Source organism: Shimia gijangensis (assembly GCF_900142085.1).
Taxonomy (GTDB): Bacteria; Pseudomonadota; Alphaproteobacteria; order Rhodobacterales; family Rhodobacteraceae; genus Shimia; species Shimia gijangensis.
In genome coordinates this window covers 171325-192176 of sequence record NZ_FQZQ01000006.1, presented here as the reverse complement: position 1 = coordinate 192176, position 20852 = coordinate 171325, and the positions used below count along the sequence as shown (strand labels likewise).

Here is a 20852-nt window from a genome sequence, read left to right as displayed (position 1 = left end):
ACTTCGACCACGCGCAGATACGAAAAGCGGCATGAACAAAACTCGATACATCTTAGCCAAGCCGCAAACTTGTACAGAAATGCAGGACCAATTCAGCTATCGTGACACATGAATGCGATATTGCCGACAATGTCAGACTGATAGTCTTCCGCCAAGCCATCAAACTGATGCGTCATCATACTATATGGAGCTTCCAAAAAGCGTGTTTCCATGCCGCGATCGGCGTTGACAACTTCAAATGCCCGGCCAAAGTCTCGAGCATCTATCCCAGTAGCTGACGATGCTCCCAGTTCAAGCGAACGGTAGCAGAATTATTCGGCATTACAGGCTACATCAGTATATGATTTCCCTCTAATTCCGCCCGCGATCTTCTCTATGCCTGCCTGTATATCTTCATACATTCGAGCTTGGCCCACGCATCCAGAATAAAAAGCATCCCATTCCGAAGATTGGTGAGGTCGGAGTGCGCGCACATCCGAATTTTTTTTGCATCGACATGCCCGACCCCGTGATCGTACCTTCAGGAAGTTTGAAAGGCTGATAAGCAAACAATTTAATCAATTCATCGGTATTGTAATCGCTATGTCGGATTTCAAACATATTTATCCCTTGAGTACTCACTTGACAGCCCTCAGTGGGATGCCTGTCGTCTTAAACTGTCAGTATTGTGCGGTTTGATTAACCCGTTGTTCGACTTGGTATAAACGTCTCAACTTCGGTAACGCCAGCCGGGTGGTGTTTCTGATCTAGTTAATGATTTTGTTGAATTTGCAGCGGTAATCCCCCCGTTTTTAATGGGGTCCAGCCGTAGAATTCATGCGGCTGCTTTCAGTTTCATAGCGGGTGTGATGCCGCCAATGCCCATGTTGGGTCGTTCGTTGTTGCAAGTCCAGAGCCATTCGGTTGCCTGATCCTGTGCCTCCTTGATGGTTTCAAAGATGTATTAGCTCAACCATTCGCCGCGAACGGTGCGGGTGTAATGCTCGATTCAGGCATTCTGCTGGGGCTTGCCGGGCTGGATGTGTTCCAGCCTGACGCCCTGTTTCTCAGCCCATTCCATCAACTTTCCACTGATGTATTCGGGACCATTATCAACACGAATGGTGTTTGGTTTCCCGCGCCATTCGATGATCTGGTTTAGGCTTTGCACGACGCGCTCGGCTAGCAACGAGAAGTCGACTTCGAGGCACAGACTTTTGCGATTGAAGTCATCAAGCACATTTAATGTCCGGATCGATTGGCCGTCAGCAAGTTGATCCGCCATGAAATCCATCGACCACGTGTCATTTGACAGGTCTGGGGCCGCCAGCGGCAGAGGTTTATCACGCTTCAGTCGCTTCTTGGGTTTGATCCGCAGGTTCAGCTCCAGTTCGCAGTAGATCCGATAGACGCGCTTGTGGTTCCGGCCATAGCCTTGAACGTTCGCAGGTACAAAAAGCACAACCCAAAGCTCCAGAAGCGCTTGTTGCCCGTCAGACGTTCAAGCCAGTCAGAAATCTCTTCGTTCTCATCGCTCAGCACAGGGCTGTAACGATAACACGTTTCACTGATTTGGAATGTGCGGCAGGCCGACGCAATGCTGACCCCATGCCGGGCGGCCGCATTCATGGCCATCTCTCGCCTCAGAGACGGCCTCAGCACTTTTTTCCAAGCGCCTCCTTCAACAGATCATTCTGCATGCTCATCTTAGCATACATCTTCTTGAGACGCCGGTTCTGTTCGGCCATGTCCCTCATCCCTGTGATGAGGGGGGCATCCATGCCACCAATCTTGGCCCGCCATTTGTAAAAGCTGGCGCTGCTCTTCCCATGCTCTCGGCAAAGCTCAGGGACGGGCGTACCAACCCTCCGCCTGCTTCAAGATGCCCATAATCTGCGCGTCGCTGTATCGTGCTCTCTTCATCGTAAATCTCCTCAGATATCTTGCCGAGAAAATTCCACTTTTCGACAACACTAATTTTAGGGGAGAGTACCCTTTCACAAACCCACCTGGGTCGCCAAAACAGCGATCAAGTCACAATCGCCGACCTGACCGGTCTCGCGGCGCAAGAAATCGCCATCTCACGTTCTGTTTTGAAAAAGATAACCTTCCAAGAGTAGCTTTGGTCAGCTTGGTATCAAATCCACGGTTTCAAAATCGCAAACGTCCAGGTGTCTTCCTTGGCGCTCTGGCAGCTCCGTCAAAGAATGCTAAGAAAGCGCCAAAACCACTCGAGTAAAACAAGCAAAAGTTGAGGGTGGAACACTGTGTTTCAAAAAACCGGCATACCCCAAGGTGTTTTTGGCAAGACGAAACTAGGGGATGTCAAAGTCGGGATCGGCCAAAGTGAAACCTTCAAACTGGAAGGCGGGTGAGACTGTGCAGCCGACAAGGGTCCAATCCCCGGTCGAGCGGGCGGCTTGCCAATGGTCCACTGGAACGATCCTTTGCGGTAGTTGGCCGTTCACAAGATTCGGGCCCAGAATGTGATCCTGCTTTGGTCCCTGATCCGTTTTTGAAAGCGACAGGATCAATGGTGCGCCAGCGTAGTAATGCCAGACTTCCGTGGCATCGACCTTGTGCCAATGACTGCGCTCGCCCGCTTTGAGTAAAAAGTAAATCGATGTGCCCGCAGGACGTGCGCTGCCCGATCCTTCGGCAATCCATGTTTGGCGGTAATGGCCGCCTTCAGGATGCGGAGTAAGGTTTAGGCGGGCAATGATGTCATCAGCTGTCATAAAGAAGTTGTGACGGATCAAACCTGTCAGAGCAAGGTGCCAAGAGCGTCCAGAGTGGCCGTTGCGGCATCTTCCGGAGCTTCCAGTGGCATCAGGTGACCGTGGTTGGGGAAATTTGAAAACCGAACGTCAGGGCGTTTGGCTTCTATTTTAGCCATGACCTCTGGCGGGCAGAAAAAGCTGGTTTTGGCTGCGATGATGTGGGTCGGAACCTGTAATCGACTTAGCGCTGGCAGACTGTGCGGTGCATGCAGGTAATTGTGCATTTCCCAGTTCACTGGAAAAGACAGGCTGACCCCTTTCGTGTTGTTATGAGTGGTATTGGCAATCAGGTGGCGCAAGCCGGCATCATCGAAACGCTTATACGCCGGGTCAGGACGCAGGTCGCCAAACATTGTTTCGCAATCCGGCCAAATGTGACGGGCACGTGATGCCGCCCGTATTGGGCCCAACCGTTTGCGCAAGTTATATGGGACCGACCGCAACAGCGCTGACACAGCCAAAGACGTGCCCGGTGGCTCTATCAGAACCAGAGCTTGAAACAGATCGGGACGTTTGTTGGCCGCAAAAGCTGTGGCAACCGCCCCCATAGAGTGGCCCAGGCCAACCACAGGTCCGGATTGTGTGGCCTCAAGCCAGGCTATTAGATCATCGGCATATTGATGCCAGCCGATCTTGCGTTCTGGGGCAGGTGCGTTGGGCCAAAGCGGGCGCATATTAAGCGCGCTCAGGCAGTAATGTGGTGCAATCCGTTGCAGATAAGGCAGGTAGGCCGAAGCTCCAAATCCATTGGCATGATAAAAATGCAAAGGGGTTCCCGCACCACCAAACTGCAATGCAGTGGCGATGTGCGGTCCGAGTTGTGTCTGGCTTTGGATTGGCATCATCGTTGCAAGCTAGGGCGTGACCATAAGGGCGAAAACCCTGACGTCGCGTGATCACCACAAATTGGCAAAGGCTTTCGCGCACAAAAAAACGTGGCCCCGAACCGGGACCACGTCTTAGAGGTAAGTCACAAATTTTGGCTTACGCCAGTGCGATGTTTACCGCAGATTCGCGACCGTCACGACCAGCTTCCAGGTCGAAAGTCACTTTTTGGTTGTCGGCGAGGCCAGTCAGACCGGAACGCTCAACAGCTGAGATGTGTACAAATACATCTTTGCTGCCGCCGTCGGGTGCGATGAAGCCGAAGCCTTTAGTAGTGTTGAACCATTTTACGGTGCCAGTAGCCATATCCGTAGTCTCCTAATTTTGTTGTCCGCGTGAATGCGACAACCCGGCGTAGTCGGTCTTGGATCGAAAGACTGAACGCCGAAAATCGGGTGACAGTGGTCGAAAAAGAATAACGTTAGCGATGTCCATATGGGGTGATTGAGCGAATCTTGCAAGTGTTTTTGCGAGGATTTGCAATTTGTTGCCGATCGCGCGCACAAAAAATATCTGTGCAAGAAGGTGATAAACCCAATTGTGGAGTAGAAAAAGTAAGGAAAGCGATTTCAATTCAAATTTTTTGAGACGCGTGGCGACGGAACGTCGTGATGGCTTCGTAAAAGTGGCAATGAACCAAAGTAGGAATGTCAAAATGAAAAAGACTTTGATGCTGGCGACAGCCGTTTCACTGATTGCAGTCAGCAGCTTTGCGGAAACCGCGTCTGGGCGTCCAAGCCGCGCAGCCATTGAAGAAGCAGCAACCACAATGGGTGTCAGTAGCTGGGGCATGGGAATGTGCATGAGATCGCTGCGCAAAGACATGCCGCTGCAAGAAGGTGAAGGACCAAGCCCTGAAATGCAGGCCAAGTTTCACAACAAGCTCTACGCCTGTTTGCAGGGCAAAAACCAGGATTTGACGCGCGAAACCTTTGATACAGCTATGGCAAAACTGCCCGTGCCCGGGCAGTAGAAACCATCGCTCAAAGAATGAACCAGCGTAGGTGAATACCTCCGCCGGTTTTATTATTTTAAAATCGAACGCCCAGCGTATTCCGCAGTTTCGCCCAGCAGTTCCTCAATACGGATTAGCTGGTTGTATTTGGCGAGCCGGTCTGAGCGCGCCAGAGAGCCGGTTTTGATTTGGCCGCAATTTGTCGCCACGGCGAGGTCGGCAATGGTGGCGTCCTCGGTTTCACCCGAACGGTGCGACATCACGTTGGTGTAACGCGCACGATGCGCCATATCGACGGCTTTGAGCGTTTCTGTCAGCGTGCCGATCTGGTTCACTTTGACCAACATTGAGTTGGCCACGCCCTGATCGATGCCATCGGCAAGACGTACGGGATTGGTCACAAACAGATCGTCACCGACCAGTTGGACCTTGTCACCGATCTTGTCGGTCAGCAGTTTCCAGCCTGCCCAATCATCTTCGTCCATGCCATCTTCGATTGAGATGATTGGATAGTCGTCACACAGGGCGGCCAGATAGTTTGCGTTTTCTTCTGAGGTCAGCGATTTGCCTTCGCCCTTCAGCTCGTATTTGCCGTCGACGTAATACTCAGACGAGGCGCAATCGAGGGCTAGGTAGATGTCTTCACCCAGTTTGTAACCTGCTTTTTCGACAGCGTTCTGGATGAAATCCAGAGCGGCGCGGGTTGAGCCGATGTTTGGAGCAAAGCCGCCTTCGTCGCCGATACCGGTCGACAGGCCCGCAGCCGTCAATTCTTTTTTCAGGGTGTGGAACACTTCGGCGCCCATACGCACGGCTTCGCGGATGTTGGTTGCCGACACAGGCATGATCATGAATTCCTGAATGTCGATCGGGTTGTCGGCATGTTCACCACCGTTGATGATGTTCATCATAGGCACCGGCAGAACTCGTGCCGACGTACCGCCGATGTAACGGAACAACGGTTGCGCAGTGAAATCAGCGGCAGCTTTGGCCACAGCCATGGAAACGCCCAAGATCGCGTTGGCACCAAGGCGACCTTTGTTCGGCGTGCCATCCAGTTCGATCATCGCCATGTCGATGGCAACCTGCTCGGTCGCGTCAAAGCCAACCAGTTCCTCGGCAATTTCACCGTTCACAGCAGCGATGGCCTCAAGTACGCCCTTGCCCAGGTAACGATCTTTGTCGCCATCACGCTTTTCCACCGCCTCATGCGCGCCCGTCGACGCCCCCGAAGGCACAGCCGCACGGCCCATGGTGCCGTCTTCGAGGATCACGTCGACCTCAACAGTGGGATTGCCACGGGAGTCGAGGATTTCGCGGGCGTGAATGTCGATGATGGTGCTCATGTGGACAGTTTCCTTAAGAAAATGGTCAGTTGAGCGCTTCATAACAGGCAAGGGGTGAATGTAAACGGTTGCGAGTAGGGTTAGGGCTAACAGCGACAGAATTGCGCGTATCGCACACCCATTCGCCAAGTTTCAAAACAAACGGGTCATCTTCAACACTGCTGGCGAAAGCCACACGACGATTAGTCGGCGGGAAAATCCGAGTGAGGAGGCTCAACCGGTTTGTCCAGACGGCGTTCACGCAGGAATGTATAAAGTCCGGTGCCGATGATCAGAGAAGCCCCTAAAATGGTCAAGGTGTCGGGCTCTTCTTTGAACACCAGAATGCCAATGACCAATGAAAACAACAACCTTGTATAGCGGTAGGGGGCCACAACTGAGGCCTCACCAACCCGCATCGCAGTGACGATGCCCCAATAGCCGGCCGCGCCGAACAGGATGGCACCTGCAAACATCCATGCCTCAAACGATCCAATGATCCCGATCGGTTTGGTGGTGAAGGCCAGCATGCAGCCACCCGCCACAATGAGAGAGGCAAAGCCTTGAAAAGACACCACATAGGATGACACCGCACTGTCGATCCGCCGGGTGATGAGATCACGCGCGGCGACAGTCACGACCGCAATCAACACCAACAGGCTGGCGGGATCAAAGCCGTCGAATCCGGGGCGAATGATCAACAACACGCCAACAAACCCAAGGCTGATCGCGCTCCAACGCCGCCAGCCGACCTGTTCCCCCAGAAACAGAGCAGCCCCCATCGTGATTGCCAGTGGCAAGGCCTGAAACACAGCGGCAACGGTCGAGAGTTCGACCAATGCCAGTGAACCGGCGAATGCGGCGGCTGCAATAGCCTCGAAAAAGGCCCGCCACATAGGCAGGCGCCCCCATGCGGCAGGGGCCAAAAGGCGATCACCGTTTAACTTGGCCAGAACCAAGAATATCAGGCTTGATCCCAGCCCCAGAACAATCAGAATTTGGCCAGTCGGCAGTGGCGCTGACAGTTTCTTAATGAACATGTCCTCAATCGAGAACCCGGCCATAGCAAGGATAATGAGCAGAATGCCCCGGACGTTGTTCATTAGGATGGCCGTTCGTTTACGTGTTAATTGTTCTCCACAAACGGCAATGACAAGTTTTTTGCAAGCGTGTTTGCGATTTCCAGCACATCATTTTGTGGTCTTTGACATCACAAATGGTGAACTGTACCCGAACCAGGTCGGAATTGGGGCTAAAGCGGGCGAATTTTCAGGCTGGTGATGCGATTGGCTTCGCGGCCCATAACTTCGAAACGGAAACCGTGAAATGAAAACACCTGACCCACAGTTGGGATCATTTGTGCCTCATGGATCACCAGACCGGCGACAGTGTTGGCTTCGTCATCCGGCAGGGTCCAATCTGTGGCGCGATTGAGGTCGCGAATGGTCATCGCGCCGTCAATCAGGTATTGCCCATCTTCTGACTTGGCAATCTCTGGTTCTTCGTCGGCGTCAAATTCATCTGCAATTTCGCCCACAATTTCTTCGAGAATATCCTCAAGAGTGATCAATCCCTGAAGCGAACCGTATTCATCGACCACAAGGGCAAAATGGGCGTGGCGGCGCAGGAATTCCCGCATCTGATCGTCCAAAGACGTGGTTTCCGGCACAAAATAGGGTTCTTTGGCCGTTGCTGCCAGGTCAAAATTCTTCAGGCTCTCCAGCGTGGCGTCTGCTTGAGATACGCGGCTGTACATCGCGCGAAAAAGGTCTTTGGCGTGAATGACACCAATAATGTTCTCGGGGTCATCTTTAAACACTGGCAGGCGGGTATGATTGCTTTCCAGACATTGGTTCAAAATTTTGCCCGGATCATCATTGGCGTCGACCATTTCAATGCCCGACCGGTGCAACATGATCTCTTCAACCGTGCGGTCACTGAGGTCGAGTGCTCCAAGAATGCGATCCCGGTCTTCTTTTTCGACCACACCTTCGGAATGGCCTAACTGCAGCGCTCCGGCGATTTCTTCACGCACAGCAAGGATATGACTGTCGGGGTCGGTTTTCACACCAAAAACCCGTAAAACCAGCCGGACGAAAAGCCTTACCGCCGATACCACTGGGGCGAATATTGTCACAACCAGCCCAATGGGCCTCGCGACACCTGCGGCGGCTTCTTCGGGTTTGGTGATGGCATAGGTTTTGGGCAGCACCTCGGCAAAGATCAGGACCAAAAGGGTCATCACCAATGTCGCCAATGCCACACCAGATTCACCAAAGGCGCGCGTGAACATGGCTGTCGCCAGAGAAGCAGCGAGGATATTGACCAGATTGTTGCCCAGCAAAACCGAGCCGATCAGCCGCTCATTGTCTTCGGTGATCTTCAAGGCTCTTGCCGCGCCACGATCCCCTTTGCCAGCTTTGGTGCGCAGTTTGCCGCGAGATGCTGCAGTCAAGGCGGTTTCCGAACCCGAGAAGAATCCAGAAAGAACAAGCAGGCCAAGGATCGTGCCTGCGCTGATCCAGAACGCGCTGTCCAGTGGGGTGGTGGCCGCCAATTCGGCGGCGTCTTCGGCGGTTTCAATAACTGTGTAGCCCATGCAATGGGTTATGGGGGCTGAGGCGCGCGCAATCAAGCGGCTGCCTGCTTATTTGCGTGATTTGGCCAGCGGGTGATGCTCGTGAACCAATTCGCGCAAGCGCTCGTCCAGAACATGGGTGTAAATCTCGGTGGTCGCGACGTCCGCATGACCCAAAAGGGTCTGGATAGACCGTAAGTCGGCACCATTGGCCAACAGGTGGGTGGCAAAAGCGTGACGCAATGTGTGTGGCGTTACCTTTTCCGGTGAGACACCGCCATAAACGGCCAGTTCCTTAATTAGCAGATAAAATCGGTGACGGGTCAGATGCCCGGCCTTGCTGCGAGACGGGAACAAAAAGCCAGACGGTTTGTAGCCTTTTTCTGCCGCCGATTCGTCTCTGGTATCCCTCTCTTGCAACCACTCTGCCAATGCGATGCGGGCAGGTGGTGATAACGGCACCATACGTTCTTTTTCGCCTTTGCCGCGGATCAACAGCATCCGCGGATCACCACGGGCGGACGAAACGGGCAGGGATACCAGTTCGGTCACCCGCATGCCGGTGGCATAGAGCAACTCCATCAGGCAGGTGTTACGCAGCCGGTCATGCGCATTCCGGCCCGAATGTCGTGCGGCGTCCAACAGGCGGTCAACCTCGATAACTTCCAGGATCTTGGGCAGGCGCTTGGATTTGCCGGGGCCGCGAATTTGGATCGCGGGGTTTGTGTCGCGCCAGCCCTCTTCAAAGGCAAAGCGGTAAAGCTGTTTCACAGAAGACAATCGGCGCGCACGGGTTGATGTGGCCAGTCCCTGAGCCTCGCAATGAATCATATAGGCTTCGATATCCACACGTTCGACCCGGTCAAAGGACTTGGCATTCGCAGCACACCACTCGGTAAAATCTTTGAGATCACGACCATAGGCTTCCTGAGTATTGGCAGCAGCTCCCATTTCAGCGGCATTGGCGTCAAGAAAGGCTGATATCCATCTGAAATCATGCATGTATTTATCCCCGCGTATCGATCAGCGTTGCCTGCAAAGCAACCCGGCGGGCGGTGTCTTCTAATCCGACTGCACGGAAAATCGCGATCGCATCCGTCAGTGCAGCAAGATCACCATAAGCCCCATCTTCCATCAGCGACATGGCGTTCAGGATCACTTCACCCAATTGGCCGCGTGCCAGCTTGGCCGAGATATGTTGCGGCACGCGTGCTTCGTGGAACCCATCAGCAATCGAGCGATGCAACGGGTTTAGTGGCGTCTGTGGAGGATTGCCCTGCGCCAAACCGGCCAGGAAATCCCTTGGCCCGGCAAGGGCTGCCTGCTCATAGGCCGGGGACAACAATCCAATGTCTCGTGCCAGACGAGCGGTCACACCCTTAAGTGGCATGGCCAACAGCCGATGTCCGTAAAGACGGGCAAAAGGTACCTCCAGATGTTTACTTTGCATAGCTGACCACGCAGACGGGAGCGTGTCAGAAATCGCGTCAACATCTCTGGATTCCAAGGCCCGATCAAAGACTTGAACGGCGTCGACCCGATCCCAAATCATACCGGATGCGGATGGTTTGCCCTCAGAGTAAATTCCCAGCAGCCGGTTTTCCGGCAAAGCCCCGGTGCGCGCCAAACGTTCCGCAGCCTCAAGCCGGGGTTTCCAGCCGACCGTCGTGCGCAAATCTGCATGGGCAAAGGGGCGGGGCAAGCTGCGCGTGGGCTGTGGCTCTCCTATTGCTTCATAAAGTCGATAGATAAGCGGGCTGGGATCGGATTGCGCCGTCAGAATGGGTTGGTCTTCAAACAGATCGGGATCCAAAAACCGGACCAAAAGGGCGTCTTCTTCGTCGGTGATCAGGTCCAGGGCATTGGCTGTTTCCAACATCAAAGCGGCGCTGTTCCAATCCCCGGTGCGGGCCGTGCAAAAGACGCGTGATGCATAGTCTGGCGCCAGACGCGGATTGGCGACCAAAGCGCGACAGGCGGCGTCCTCAAAGCCCATCAACAAGGTGACATCAAACCAGCGCTTGAACAGCTCTGGAGTGGTTGCACCTGCGCGTTCAACCAAAGCGGTGGCTTGCTCTAACGCACCCATGTCGACCAGCTTGTCGATCCGGGCCAGCAATAACGCGTCTTGTGTGCCCGCATCCCATGGTGCGTTCGCTTCGGCCAGCAATACTGTGTAAAGCAGTGCCTGCATTGCAGGTAATAACGTCGGGTGCTGATCCGTGACCAAAGTTGCCAGAACGCCCGCCTGACTGTGTTGCCACAAGGAATCCGGCAAGCCGGTCACTTTTGGCGGCAAAAGACCAACCGCGTCGCGCCCCAGTACACCCAGCGTATCAACCGAAATAGCAGGCTTAAGAGCACCTGCTGAAACCGGCGCCTCGGGTAGGCCCATATCTAGAGTGACAGTGGGGGTCTGGTTGAGCCATTCAATGGCGGACAGCGGATGCGTTTCAGCCGCCGCATAGGTCGCGCCCATGGCCAACAAGGCCGACAGTGTTACAGTTTTAGCTACCATCAGAAGGGTTCAGCGTGACTGGCACGCGAATTTCCGTTTGTGGGGCGGAAAAATCAAACCCAAGAATCGGCCCAACATAGGCGAATGCCACAAGGCCAAGCCCTGCCAGTACAATCAAAATGACTATAAGGCCGATCAATTTGCCCATGCTTTTCCCCTGAAACTGCTCGTGTTTTTTTCAACTTATAACTGGCCTTTTGCACAAGATCACGTCATTCAATGCCAAAAGGTGAATTTTGGGCAAGGCTTGGCCGATTGCCGCGCAACTTTGATTGGTGAAATGGCTGTGAAGCTTAAGAAAACAGTGGTTCTTGTGGGGATGATGGGGGCTGGCAAAACAGCCGTTGGTCGCGCGCTTGCGGCCCGCCTGGGAGTGCCGTTTTTGGATTCTGATGCCGAGATCGTCAAAGCCGCAAACATGAGTATCTCAGAAATTTTTGAACGAGACGGCGAGTCGTTTTTCCGACGCAAAGAGGCTCAGGTGATTGAGCGTCTTTTGGATGAAGAACGAGGGATTTTGTCAACCGGTGGAGGGGCTTACCTTGCCGAAGGTAATCGTGAGGTTATCTCAGACAAAGGTGTCGCCGTGTGGTTGGATGCAGATCTCGACCTGTTGTGGAGCCGGGTGAAACACAAGGACACCCGCCCATTGCTGCGCACCGCCAACCCACTGGCAACATTGACAGAGATCTATGAAGCACGGGTACCGATTTATCGCCGGTCTGACCTGTCCGTCAAAGCGGACGCACAGTTTTCAATCGACGATATGGCGGGGCGGGTGATTGATGTGCTTCGAACGCGCCCCGACGTTCTGGAGGAAGTGGTATGAACGAAACCGTTCATGTTGGGTTGGGCGAGCGCGCCTATGATATCCACATTGGCCCCGGATTGCTGGCGCGTGCGGGCGCGTTGATCGCTCCGATATTGGCTCGTCCGCAAGTGCGGGTTGTGACGGACGAAAATGTGGCGGCCATTCATCTGGAAACGCTGCGCAGCGGATTGGCCGAGGCCGGGATCACCATGGAGGCCTTGGTGCTGCCGGCAGGCGAAAGCACCAAAAGCTGGCCGCACTTTACCCGTACTGTTGAGTGGTTGCTCGAGCAAAAAGTTGAACGCCGTGATCTGGTGGTGGCCTTTGGCGGTGGGGTGATTGGCGATTTGACGGGTTTTGCCGCCGCGGTGCTACGGCGCGGCGTGGGTTTTGTTCAAATTCCGACGTCCTTGCTGGCACAAGTTGACAGTTCGGTGGGGGGCAAGACCGGAATCAATGCACCACAAGGCAAAAATCTGATTGGGGCCTTTCATCAACCAAACTTGGTGCTGGCCGATATTGATGTACTGGGCACGCTGACGCCGCGTGATTTTCTAGCGGGTTACGGCGAAGTCGTGAAATACGGATTGCTTGGCGATTCTAACTTCTTTGAATGGCTGGAGGGTCAGGGCCCTGCGCTGGCTTCGGGAGACGAAAGCGCACGTATTGCAGCCGTAAGACGATCCTGCGAAATGAAAGCCGAGATTGTCGCCCGAGATGAGACAGAACAGGGTGATCGCGCACTGTTGAACCTGGGCCATACGTTTTGTCACGCTCTTGAGGCTGCGACGGGTTATGGCAGCCGTCTTTTGCATGGCGAAGGCGTTGCGATTGGGTGTGCGCTGGCTTTTGAACTCAGCCATCGTCTGGGCCTGTGTTCGCAGGAAGATCCCAGCCGAGTTCGGCAACATCTGGCCGAAATGGGCATGAAAGTGGACTTGTCTCACATTGAAGGCGATATTCCGGATGCAGACGGGCTTTTGGAGCTGATGGCGCAGGACAAAAAGGTGATCGACGGCCAGCTGCGCTTTATTTTGGCACGGGGTATTGGAGAGGCATTTGTTACCTCAGATGTGCCGCGAAATGTTGTGCGGGATCTGCTGCAAGACGAATTGGCCCGCAGGTAGGCCGCTCATCGCCTTTCATCATCGGCGCCTTGGCGCGGTTCGTGCTATCCCGATCAGTTCCTGCCATTTCCCGCGTCAAATCGTTCCTTTACGACAGTCACAAAAACGGCAAAGTGGATGCTGACTGTTTTGGAGGAAATCAACAATGACATCATATCTGAAGTCCACACCAACCCGCGAAGGGTTTTTCGGCGAATACGGTGGGGCGATGTTGCCTCCGGTACTGGAGCCGCATTTCAAGGCGATTGCCGAAAGCTATGACAAGATTTCGAATTCGGCCGAGTATATTCGCGACTTACGTTATATCCGGAAGCATTTTCAGGGACGTCCTACACCGATTTCCTACCTGAAAAACCTGAGTGAAATGAGTGGTGGGGCGCAGATTTACGCTAAGCGTGAAGATTTGAACCACACTGGTGCGCACAAGCTCAACCACTGTATGGCTGAAGCGTTGCTAGCCAAACATATGGGCAAAACCAAGCTGATGGCTGAGACCGGCGCCGGGCAACACGGTGTGGCATTGGCGACGGCGGCGGCATACTTTGGCATGGAATGCGAAATTCACATGGGCGAAATTGACATCGCCAAGGAAGCTCCGAATGTCACACGCATGAAGCTGTTGGGGGCAGAAGTTGTGCCCGTCGGCTTTGGTGGACGCTCATTGAAAGAAGCGGTGGATTCGGCATTTCAGGCCTATGTGCCTCAGGCAGATACGGCACTGTTTGCGATTGGATCTGTTGTCGGGCCGCATCCCTTTCCGATGATGGTGCGCGATTTCCAACACATCGTGGGCATTGAGGCGCGCGAGCAGTTTCTGGATATGACCGGCAACCTACCCGATATCGTGGCGGCCTGTGTTGGCGGTGGATCAAACGCAATGGGTCTGTTTGCCGGGTTTATTGATGATGAAGATGTCTCGCTTTATGGGGTTGAGCCTTTGGGCACATCATCGAAGCTTGGTGATCATGCAGCAACCATCACCTATGGTGAAGACGGTGATATCCACGGATTCCGCACCATGCTGTTGAAAGACGAAAACGGTGAGCCTGCACCGGTTCATACTGTTGCCTCGGGCTTGGATTACCCCGGCGTTGGACCGGAGCACGCGCATCTTTATCGCACTGGTCGGGCCAACTACACGGCTGCCGACGACAAGGAGGCTTTGAACGCGTTCTATGCCTTGTCACGTCACGAAGGCATCATTCCGGCACTGGAAAGTGCGCATGCGGTGGCTTTTGCGATGCGTGAAGCCGGGAATAACCCGGGTAAGTCGATCTTGTTGAACTTGTCAGGACGCGGCGACAAAGACATCGATTATGTCACCGAAACCTATGGGTTTGGCGAAAGCTAAAGCCTTATGGCGCGCGCCTTACCCCCATCGAGGGGGGCTTGGCGCGAGTCCGCTGAAGCGGACGGGCGACCAAGAAAAACGCCGGGGGCCCGATTCCTCCGGCGTTTTTGCTTTGTTTCAATGTCGTGGAGTCAGCTCACCGCTGCCCGATGAACAAGGCGCAGGCAGACCCGGGTTGCAACGGCCATGTCCTGAACGCTGATCCACTCTAAAGGCCCGTGAATTTCCTGCATGCCGGTAAACAGATTGGGGCAGGGGATACCCAGTTCTGTCAACCGTGACCCGTCGGTGCCACCGCGAATGAGGCCTGTCAAAGAGGCAACACCTTCTTCTTTGCAAGCCGCATGAGCGAGCTCAACTGGCGTCATATCGTTTTCCAGCCAATAGCGCATGTTTCGGTATTGTTTTGCAAACTCGCAAACAACGTCTGCTCCGGGGAAATCTTCCATTGCAGTGGTGCAAGCCTTTTGCAACTTGTCACGACGAGCACTTAGACCATCAAGTTCGAAATCTCGAAGGATAAACCGGACGTCGGCTTCGGATGATCCGCCTTGGATACCATAACAGTGGATAAACCCCTCTCGATCACTGGTGGTTTCCGGGGTTTCTCCGGCAACGTCCAAAAGCGAGACGATGCGGGCCGCCACATGCAGCGCATTGACCAGTTTGTCTTTGGCATATCCCGGATGCGCAGAGACGCCCTTGATGGATACCGATGCTCCGTCTGCTGAAAAGCTTTCGTACTCAATTTTTCCAAAGCTCGAACCGTCGAGTGTATAGGCAAAATCCACACCAAAATCAACGGGCAGGCGGGGGGCGACGCCGCGTCCAATTTCCTCGTCGGGGGTAAACGCCAGACGGATTTTACCGTGCTTAAGTCCGGGTGTAGACAAAAGATGCTCGGTCATGGTCATGATTACGGCCACGCCGGATTTGTCGTCCGCCCCAAGCAAAGTCAGGCCCGAGGCGGTAACGATGTCTTCACCAACCTTGCCTGCGAGATAGGAAGAATATGAGCCGCTCAGCACTAGGTCTGGCACGTCCGGATATGTGATATCGTTGCCGTCCCAGGCGTGATGCACCCGTGGCTTTACCCCGGTGGCATTGTATTGCGGTGCGGTGTCCACATGCGCGCAGAACCCTATACTGGGTGCGTTTTGAGCCGTTGCAGGCACTGTGGCCAGCACAACGCCATAGTCTGTCAGCTCAATCTCCGAGGCACCAATTCGTTCCAGTTCGGCCACCAGATGGCGTTGCATATCCAGTTGGATTGCTGTGCTGGGCTGAGATGGTGAGGTCTCATCACTTTGGCTATCGATTGCGCAATAAGCGACAAGCCGCGCCTCGAGGGCGCGGTCAAAATCAGGAAAACTTGTCATGGATAGCTCCGATTAGAACGGGATCTCATCGTCAAGATCGCGCGATGGGGCGCCGCCACCTTGTTGTGATCCGCCACCACCCTGTGCGCCGCTGTCATAGCCGCCACCGCCATAGCCACCCTGATCGCCATAGTTGCCGTCACCTTGACCGCCACCAAAGCCACCGCCGCCATCAGCACCGCCGCTGCGGCCGTCTAACATTACCAATGTGCCGTCAAAACCCTGCAATACCACTTCGGTGCTGTAGCGGTCATTTCCAGACTGATCCTGCCATTTGCGGGTTTGCAGTTTGCCTTCAAGATAGACCTTGGAGCCCTTGCGAAGATATTGTTCACAGACCCGCACAAGACCTTCCTGAAAAACGGCAACCGAGTGCCATTCAGTGCGCTCGCGGCGTTCGCCGGTGCTGCGGTCTTTCCAGGTTTCCGACGTGGCAATGCGCAGATTGCACACTTTGCCGCCGTTCTGAAATGTCCTGACTTCGGGGTCCCGGCCAAGATTGCCCACCAGAATGACTTTGTTCACCGATCCGGCCATATGCCCGCTCCCTTTAGAATCTGAATTTCTCCGGCACAGCATAGACCATCTGAACAACGTTAATGCTAGCCTAATTGACAAGATTTTTCATGAAGGTTCTCGGCGAAAAACAGCTTTGGTGTGCGGGTAACGGCGCAGAATTCTGGAAATCTGTTAACAGATATGTTTATAGTGCGCTTAACAAACGCCAAGAGGCAGGGCTTTTCGAATGAAACGTATCGTTTTGGGTGCATTGACGACGGCTGTTTTGGCCGCTTCGCCTGTGGCGGCTGAATTTCTATCATCGAAGTCGAGCAAAGCCAGCTTTCGTTCTAAAACCAATGTTTTGGATACCAGAGCCAAACAGCAATACAACAATTCGGTACGGCTCGCTCCGCAAAAGGTCTACACCCCGTCAAAATGGGGTGATGGTAGTTTTAAGGGCAAATACAACGGCCCCTATCTTCCAATGGCGCGTGAAGCAGCTATGCGCAACGGTGTGCCGGTCGATCTGTTTCTCAAGCTGGTTCAACAAGAGAGCGGCTGGAACGCCTCGGCCAAATCGCACAAAGGCGCGCTGGGATTGGCGCAACTTATGCCTGAAACGGCACGTCGGCTGAATGTCGATCCGTTGGACCCCTACCAGAATCTGGATGGTGGTGCGCGTTATCTGGCCAAGCAGTATCGCAAATTCGGGTCTTGGAGACTCGCTTTGGCGGCTTACAATGCGGGGCCGCAAGCTGTTCGAAAATACGGCGGCGTGCCGCCCTATAAGGAAACCCAGAACTACGTGCGCGTGATCTTGGGTATTTAACCGACGGCTTTCCACAGCCGATTTGCCTTTGGTTAAGGAACTTTTCCGGGTTACGGCGTAGGTCATCGCACAACGTGTCTCGGAGTTTGGTTGTGACCCTGAAAATAACTTGGCTTATGGTGTTTTGTGCCTGTGCTACAAACGTCGCGGCCGATGAAGGCCATGACACGCTGGAAGCCTTTGGCGAGGCGCTGTTTTTTGACGAAAACCTGTCGGCCAATCGAACTCAGGCCTGCGCAACCTGCCATGATCCGGACTATGCTTTCAGCGACCCAAGAGAGATAGGGGCCGGCAAGGCGGTCTCGCTAGGGGACGACGGTGAATCCGTGGGAGATCGCAGCGCGCCTACGCTCACATATGTCGGGTTTGCACCTGAATTTCATCGAAATGACAAAGGGCAGTATCTTGGCGGGTTCTTTGTTGATGGACGGGCCACAACACTGGAGGCTCAAGCCGGAGAACCGCCGCTGAATCCAATTGAAATGGGGATACCTGATAAGGCCAGCGTGGTGGTGCGCTTGCTCGAGAGCCCTGACTACGTTCAAAGCCTGCGAACTCTGTTCCCGAAAGATACTCTGGAAGACACGGATGCCACCTTTGCGGCCATGACCCGTGCTTTGGCAGCTTATGAGCGAACAGGCATTTTTGCCCCTTTTGACTCGAGGTATGACCGGTATTTAAAAGGAGATATCGACCTGACCGAGGAAGAAAATCTGGGCCGGTCTCTGTTTTTTGCACGAGACAAGACCAATTGCAGTATTTGCCACCAATTCCGGGAAAAGCCGGGAGAGGAAAAAGAGACTTTTTCGACCTACCGATACCACAATATCGGAGTGCCAATGAACCATGCTGTCCGGGCGATCAATGGTTTAGGGAACAGGCATGTAGACAAAGGGTTGTTTCAAAATCCAAGGGTTGATCACGTCGCAGAAACCGGGCGTTTCAAAGTGCCCACGCTGCGCAATGTCGCGGTGACAGGGCCTTATATGCACAATGGCGTGTTTCAGGAACTGCGCACCGTGATCTTGTTTTACAACAAGTACAACAGTCTGGCGCCGCTTCGCCAGATCAATCCGGAAACTCTGGAACGGTGGCGCTTACCAGAGGTGACCAAGACATTGGCGGTGTCGGATTTGATCAAAGGCAAAGACCTCAATGACGCAGAGGTTGATGCATTGGTAGCCTTTCTGAAAACACTAACAGATTTGCGATACGAGCATTTGTTAGACCCATGAGACACAGCGGAATTCTGGAACCCTAACGCCCTTCGGGACCGTCATATGCGCGTTCCACTTTGGCTACACGCAATGTGTAATGCTCATACCACCGTGTCTTGCCAAGCTTTTGCGCCAAAAGATGTTGAGCGACATCTTTCCAGGCAACCAGGCTTGCCTCGTCTTTCCAATAGCTGACAGTGATGCCAAGCCCGGCGGAATCCCGAGTGCTTTCCGCGCCAATATATCCGGGTTGTTGTTCGGCCATCTCAACCATTTGTGCCGACATGGCGTCATAGCCATGATCCCCATCGCTGCGTTGGGCCGTGAATATCACTGCGTAATAGGGCGGGGCGGGAAGGGGGGCAAATCGGGACATGGCTGCACCCTAAGCGTGGCGGCGGATATGTAAAGAGGATGTTGGACCCCGGGCTGCATTACCCAAAAAGAAATCGGGGGCCCGCAGGCCCCTGATTGTTTATTCAGCTGCGATCTTAATGACCGGTTCCATCCGGGAAAAGATGTCATCGCTGAGATGACATTTTACCTGATGGCCATCTGCCAAATCGCGTACCGGAGGAACCTCCTGATCGCAAAGACCGCCGGGGACTTCTGATTTCCAGCGACAACGCGTTTGGAACGGACAGCCAGGGGGCGGGCTCATCGCCGACGGAATGTCGCCCTCTAGCACGATGTGCTGTTTCTCAACCGAAGTGTCAGCAATCGGAACCGCCGAAAGCAACGCCTCGGTATATGGATGGTAGGGCGGTGAGAACACCTGATCTGTGGTGCCAAGCTCAACGACGTGACCAAGGTACATGACCATGACACGATCCGACAGATAGCGCACGATGGACAGGTCATGAGAGATAAACAACAATGTGGTTTTCTCTTCGCGCTGGATTTCCATCAAGAGGTCGGTCACGGCGGCCTGCACGGACACATCCAACGCAGATACAGGTTCATCCGCCACAACAATGCGTGCACCACCCGCAAAGGCGCGCGCAATACCCACGCGCTGTTTCTGACCACCGGAAAGCTGGCGCGGCATACGATCACCAAACTCCCGTGGCAGTTTGACCAGATCCAACAGCTCTAGCATGCGTTTGCGACGATCAGCTTCGCTATCGCCGATCTTAAAGATTTCCAACGCGCGCATTATCTGGCGCCCTACCGTCATCGAAGGGTTCAGCGTGTCAAACGGGTTTTGGAACACCATCTGAACATCAGCCACCGTTTTGGTGTTGCGAGACTGGATCGGAGTCTGTTCGATGTTTTTGCCATCCAGCAGAATTTCCCCTTCGGTGGCGGTTTCCAATCCCATCAGCACTTTGGCGAAGGTGGACTTGCCACAGCCGGACTCGCCCACAATCGCGAGTGTTTCGGATTCATGTGCTTCAAAGCTCAGGGTTTCATTGGCTTTAACCACTTTGGTATCACCGCCGCCAAACAGAGCATTTGCAGCGACCTCATAGTATTTCTTGAGGTTGTCCATTTTCAGAACAACTTCGCCAATTTCGCCCTTTTCCTTGACTTCCGCTTTGGCAATTGGCGCATTCCAGTCAATTTCCTCGAACTTAAGACAGCGCGACGAATGGCGTTCAAAGCCCTCGACATTGACCATCGGAATTTCGCCTTTGTCACATCGACCTTCTTCAAAATAGTCACAGCGCGGACCAAAGTTACAGCCATTGGGGCGTTCGTGCGGCAACGGGAAATTGCCCGGAATGGCCACCAGTGGGCGTGCATTTTTGTCCGCCCCCGGAAGTGGGATCGAGCGAAACAGCGCTTGGGTATAGGGATGGTGCATGTTGTCAAAGACATCTTCGATTGAGCCACGCTCAACCGCTTCACCCGAATACATCACACAAATCCGGTCACAGGTTTCCAATACCAGACCAAGGTTGTGCGAGATGAACAGCATCGATGTGCCATACTTTTTGCCCAGATCCTTGACCAGTTCGACAACCGCGGCTTCAACTGTCACATCCAACGCCGTGGTCGGCTCGTCCAGGATCAACAGGGCCGGTTTTGACATCAGGGCCATCGCAATTACGATGCGCTGTTGCTGACCACCTGACAGTTGGTGCGGGAAAGAGTTCAGCATACGCTCAGGGTCTGGCAGGCGCACATCTGTCACCACTTCCAGCGCGCGTTTGTAAGCCTCCTCTTTGCCAACACCTTCGTGAATCATCGGCACTTCCATCAGCTGTTTGCCGATCCTCATGGCCGGGTTCAGAGAGGCCATAGGTTCTTGATAGATCATCGCAATTTCATTGCCGCGCACGTCGCGCAACTCTTCTGGACTCAACTCGGCCAGATCACGCCCCTTGAACTTGATCGAACCGCCTACAACGCGACCGTTCTTGCCAAGGTCCTGCATGACCCCAAGTGCCACGGTGGATTTACCACATCCGGATTCACCGACCAGACCGACGGCTTCGCCCGGTTTTACCCGAACCGAAAAGTCCATCACGGCGGGAATCTCACGCAGTCGGGTGAAAAAGGATATCGACAGTTTATCGATCTCAAGGATCGGGCCGTCATAGTCACCTAGTTTACTCATTGTTCAGTCTCCCTGTTGGAGCTCTCGGGGCTTGGCCCCTGTTTGTCTTCATCT

The 20852-nt window shown here is 54.1% G+C and carries 19 protein-coding genes and 1 pseudogene; 6 read left to right on the top strand and 14 right to left on the bottom strand.

Translation table 11 applies throughout. The features are described from left to right. Window positions 1-814: 814 nt before the first annotated feature. The 4 genes and pseudogenes from BUC32_RS20175 to BUC32_RS07580 form a co-directional block, all read right to left on the bottom strand. Window positions 815-1902 (bottom strand): annotated as a pseudogene (locus BUC32_RS20175) (IS3 family transposase). A gap of 392 nt (window positions 1903-2294) precedes the next feature. Next, on the bottom strand, window positions 2295-2717 hold the full coding sequence (locus BUC32_RS07590; protein ID WP_073251231.1) for a cupin domain-containing protein: 423 nt from the start codon (window positions 2715-2717) through the stop codon (window positions 2295-2297). A gap of 26 nt (window positions 2718-2743) precedes the next feature. Then, window positions 2744-3604, bottom strand: coding sequence for an alpha/beta fold hydrolase (locus BUC32_RS07585; protein WP_073251229.1), 861 nt, complete (start codon window positions 3602-3604; stop codon window positions 2744-2746). Window positions 3605-3743: 139 nt separating this feature from the next. Then, window positions 3744-3950, bottom strand: a complete 207-nt coding sequence (locus tag BUC32_RS07580) for a cold-shock protein (RefSeq protein WP_073251227.1) — start codon at window positions 3948-3950, stop codon at window positions 3744-3746. A gap of 349 nt (window positions 3951-4299) precedes the next feature. Between BUC32_RS07580 and BUC32_RS20385 the strand changes: the two genes are divergently transcribed. Next, window positions 4300-4617 carry a hypothetical protein gene (locus BUC32_RS20385; RefSeq protein ID WP_139280676.1) on the top strand — a complete coding sequence of 106 codons (318 nt, stop codon included), beginning with the start codon at window positions 4300-4302 and terminating at the stop codon, window positions 4615-4617. Between the two features lie 53 nt (window positions 4618-4670). Here BUC32_RS20385 and eno read toward each other — a convergent pair whose 3' ends face one another. The 6 genes from eno to BUC32_RS20640 form a co-directional block, all read right to left on the bottom strand. Further along, the gene (gene eno / locus BUC32_RS07570; RefSeq protein ID WP_073251223.1) at window positions 4671-5945 is read right to left on the bottom strand and encodes a phosphopyruvate hydratase; all 1275 of its coding nucleotides are present in this window, start codon (window positions 5943-5945) and stop codon (window positions 4671-4673) included. Between the two features lie 182 nt (window positions 5946-6127). Beyond that, on the bottom strand, window positions 6128-7027 hold the full coding sequence (locus BUC32_RS07565; protein ID WP_073251221.1) for a DMT family transporter: 900 nt from the start codon (window positions 7025-7027) through the stop codon (window positions 6128-6130). A 149-nt stretch (window positions 7028-7176) separates the two neighbouring features. Next, the gene (locus tag BUC32_RS07560) at window positions 7177-8523 is read right to left on the bottom strand and encodes an HlyC/CorC family transporter (RefSeq protein WP_073251219.1); all 1347 of its coding nucleotides are present in this window, start codon (window positions 8521-8523) and stop codon (window positions 7177-7179) included. 48 nt (window positions 8524-8571) lie between these two features. Beyond that, window positions 8572-9504 (bottom strand): tyrosine recombinase, encoded by a 933-nt coding sequence (locus BUC32_RS07555; RefSeq protein WP_073251217.1) that lies wholly within the window; start codon window positions 9502-9504, stop codon window positions 8572-8574. A gap of 4 nt (window positions 9505-9508) precedes the next feature. After that, window positions 9509-11020, bottom strand: coding sequence for a hypothetical protein (locus BUC32_RS07550; protein WP_073251215.1), 1512 nt, complete (start codon window positions 11018-11020; stop codon window positions 9509-9511). Continuing rightward, a complete protein-coding gene (locus BUC32_RS20640) occupies window positions 11010-11168 on the bottom strand; it encodes a hypothetical protein (protein ID WP_175556912.1) in 159 nt (52 codons plus the stop codon). The genes BUC32_RS07550 and BUC32_RS20640 overlap by 11 nt, the downstream gene beginning before the upstream one ends. A gap of 132 nt (window positions 11169-11300) precedes the next feature. On the opposite strand from BUC32_RS20640, the gene BUC32_RS07545 reads away from it, so the two are divergent. The 3 genes from BUC32_RS07545 to trpB all read left to right on the top strand — a co-directional run bounded on the left by BUC32_RS07545 (window position 11301) and on the right by trpB (window position 14309). Next, window positions 11301-11849 (top strand): shikimate kinase, encoded by a 549-nt coding sequence (locus tag BUC32_RS07545; RefSeq protein ID WP_073251276.1) that lies wholly within the window; start codon window positions 11301-11303, stop codon window positions 11847-11849. Beyond that, entirely contained in the window at window positions 11846-12958 is a 1113-nt protein-coding gene (gene aroB, locus BUC32_RS07540; RefSeq protein WP_073251213.1) for a 3-dehydroquinate synthase, read from the top strand. The genes BUC32_RS07545 and aroB overlap by 4 nt, the downstream gene beginning before the upstream one ends. A 145-nt stretch (window positions 12959-13103) precedes the next feature. Further along, the gene (gene trpB / locus BUC32_RS07535) at window positions 13104-14309 is read left to right on the top strand and encodes a tryptophan synthase subunit beta (protein ID WP_073251211.1); all 1206 of its coding nucleotides are present in this window, start codon (window positions 13104-13106) and stop codon (window positions 14307-14309) included. A 131-nt stretch (window positions 14310-14440) separates the two neighbouring features. Here the strand turns inward: trpB and pepT are convergent, their stop codons facing one another. Together pepT and ssb are read right to left on the bottom strand one after the other, a co-directional pair. Then, on the bottom strand, window positions 14441-15688 hold the full coding sequence (gene pepT / locus BUC32_RS07530; protein WP_073251209.1) for a peptidase T: 1248 nt from the start codon (window positions 15686-15688) through the stop codon (window positions 14441-14443). A 12-nt stretch (window positions 15689-15700) separates the two neighbouring features. Continuing rightward, window positions 15701-16225, bottom strand: coding sequence for a single-stranded DNA-binding protein (gene ssb / locus BUC32_RS07525; RefSeq protein ID WP_073251207.1), 525 nt, complete (start codon window positions 16223-16225; stop codon window positions 15701-15703). A gap of 208 nt (window positions 16226-16433) precedes the next feature. Between ssb and BUC32_RS07520 the strand changes: the two genes are divergently transcribed. Both BUC32_RS07520 and BUC32_RS07515 read left to right on the top strand, forming a co-directional pair. After that, entirely contained in the window at window positions 16434-17018 is a 585-nt protein-coding gene (locus BUC32_RS07520) for a lytic transglycosylase domain-containing protein (RefSeq protein WP_073251205.1), read from the top strand. 92 nt (window positions 17019-17110) lie between these two features. Then, the gene (locus BUC32_RS07515; protein WP_245815148.1) at window positions 17111-18253 is read left to right on the top strand and encodes a cytochrome-c peroxidase; all 1143 of its coding nucleotides are present in this window, start codon (window positions 17111-17113) and stop codon (window positions 18251-18253) included. Between the two features lie 22 nt (window positions 18254-18275). Here the strand turns inward: BUC32_RS07515 and BUC32_RS07510 are convergent, their stop codons facing one another. After that, window positions 18276-18611 carry an antibiotic biosynthesis monooxygenase family protein gene (locus BUC32_RS07510; protein ID WP_073251201.1) on the bottom strand — a complete coding sequence of 112 codons (336 nt, stop codon included), beginning with the start codon at window positions 18609-18611 and terminating at the stop codon, window positions 18276-18278. 99 nt (window positions 18612-18710) lie between these two features. Further along, window positions 18711-20798, bottom strand: coding sequence for a dipeptide ABC transporter ATP-binding protein (locus BUC32_RS07505; protein ID WP_073251199.1), 2088 nt, complete (start codon window positions 20796-20798; stop codon window positions 18711-18713). Between the last annotated feature and the right edge of the window lie 54 nt (window positions 20799-20852).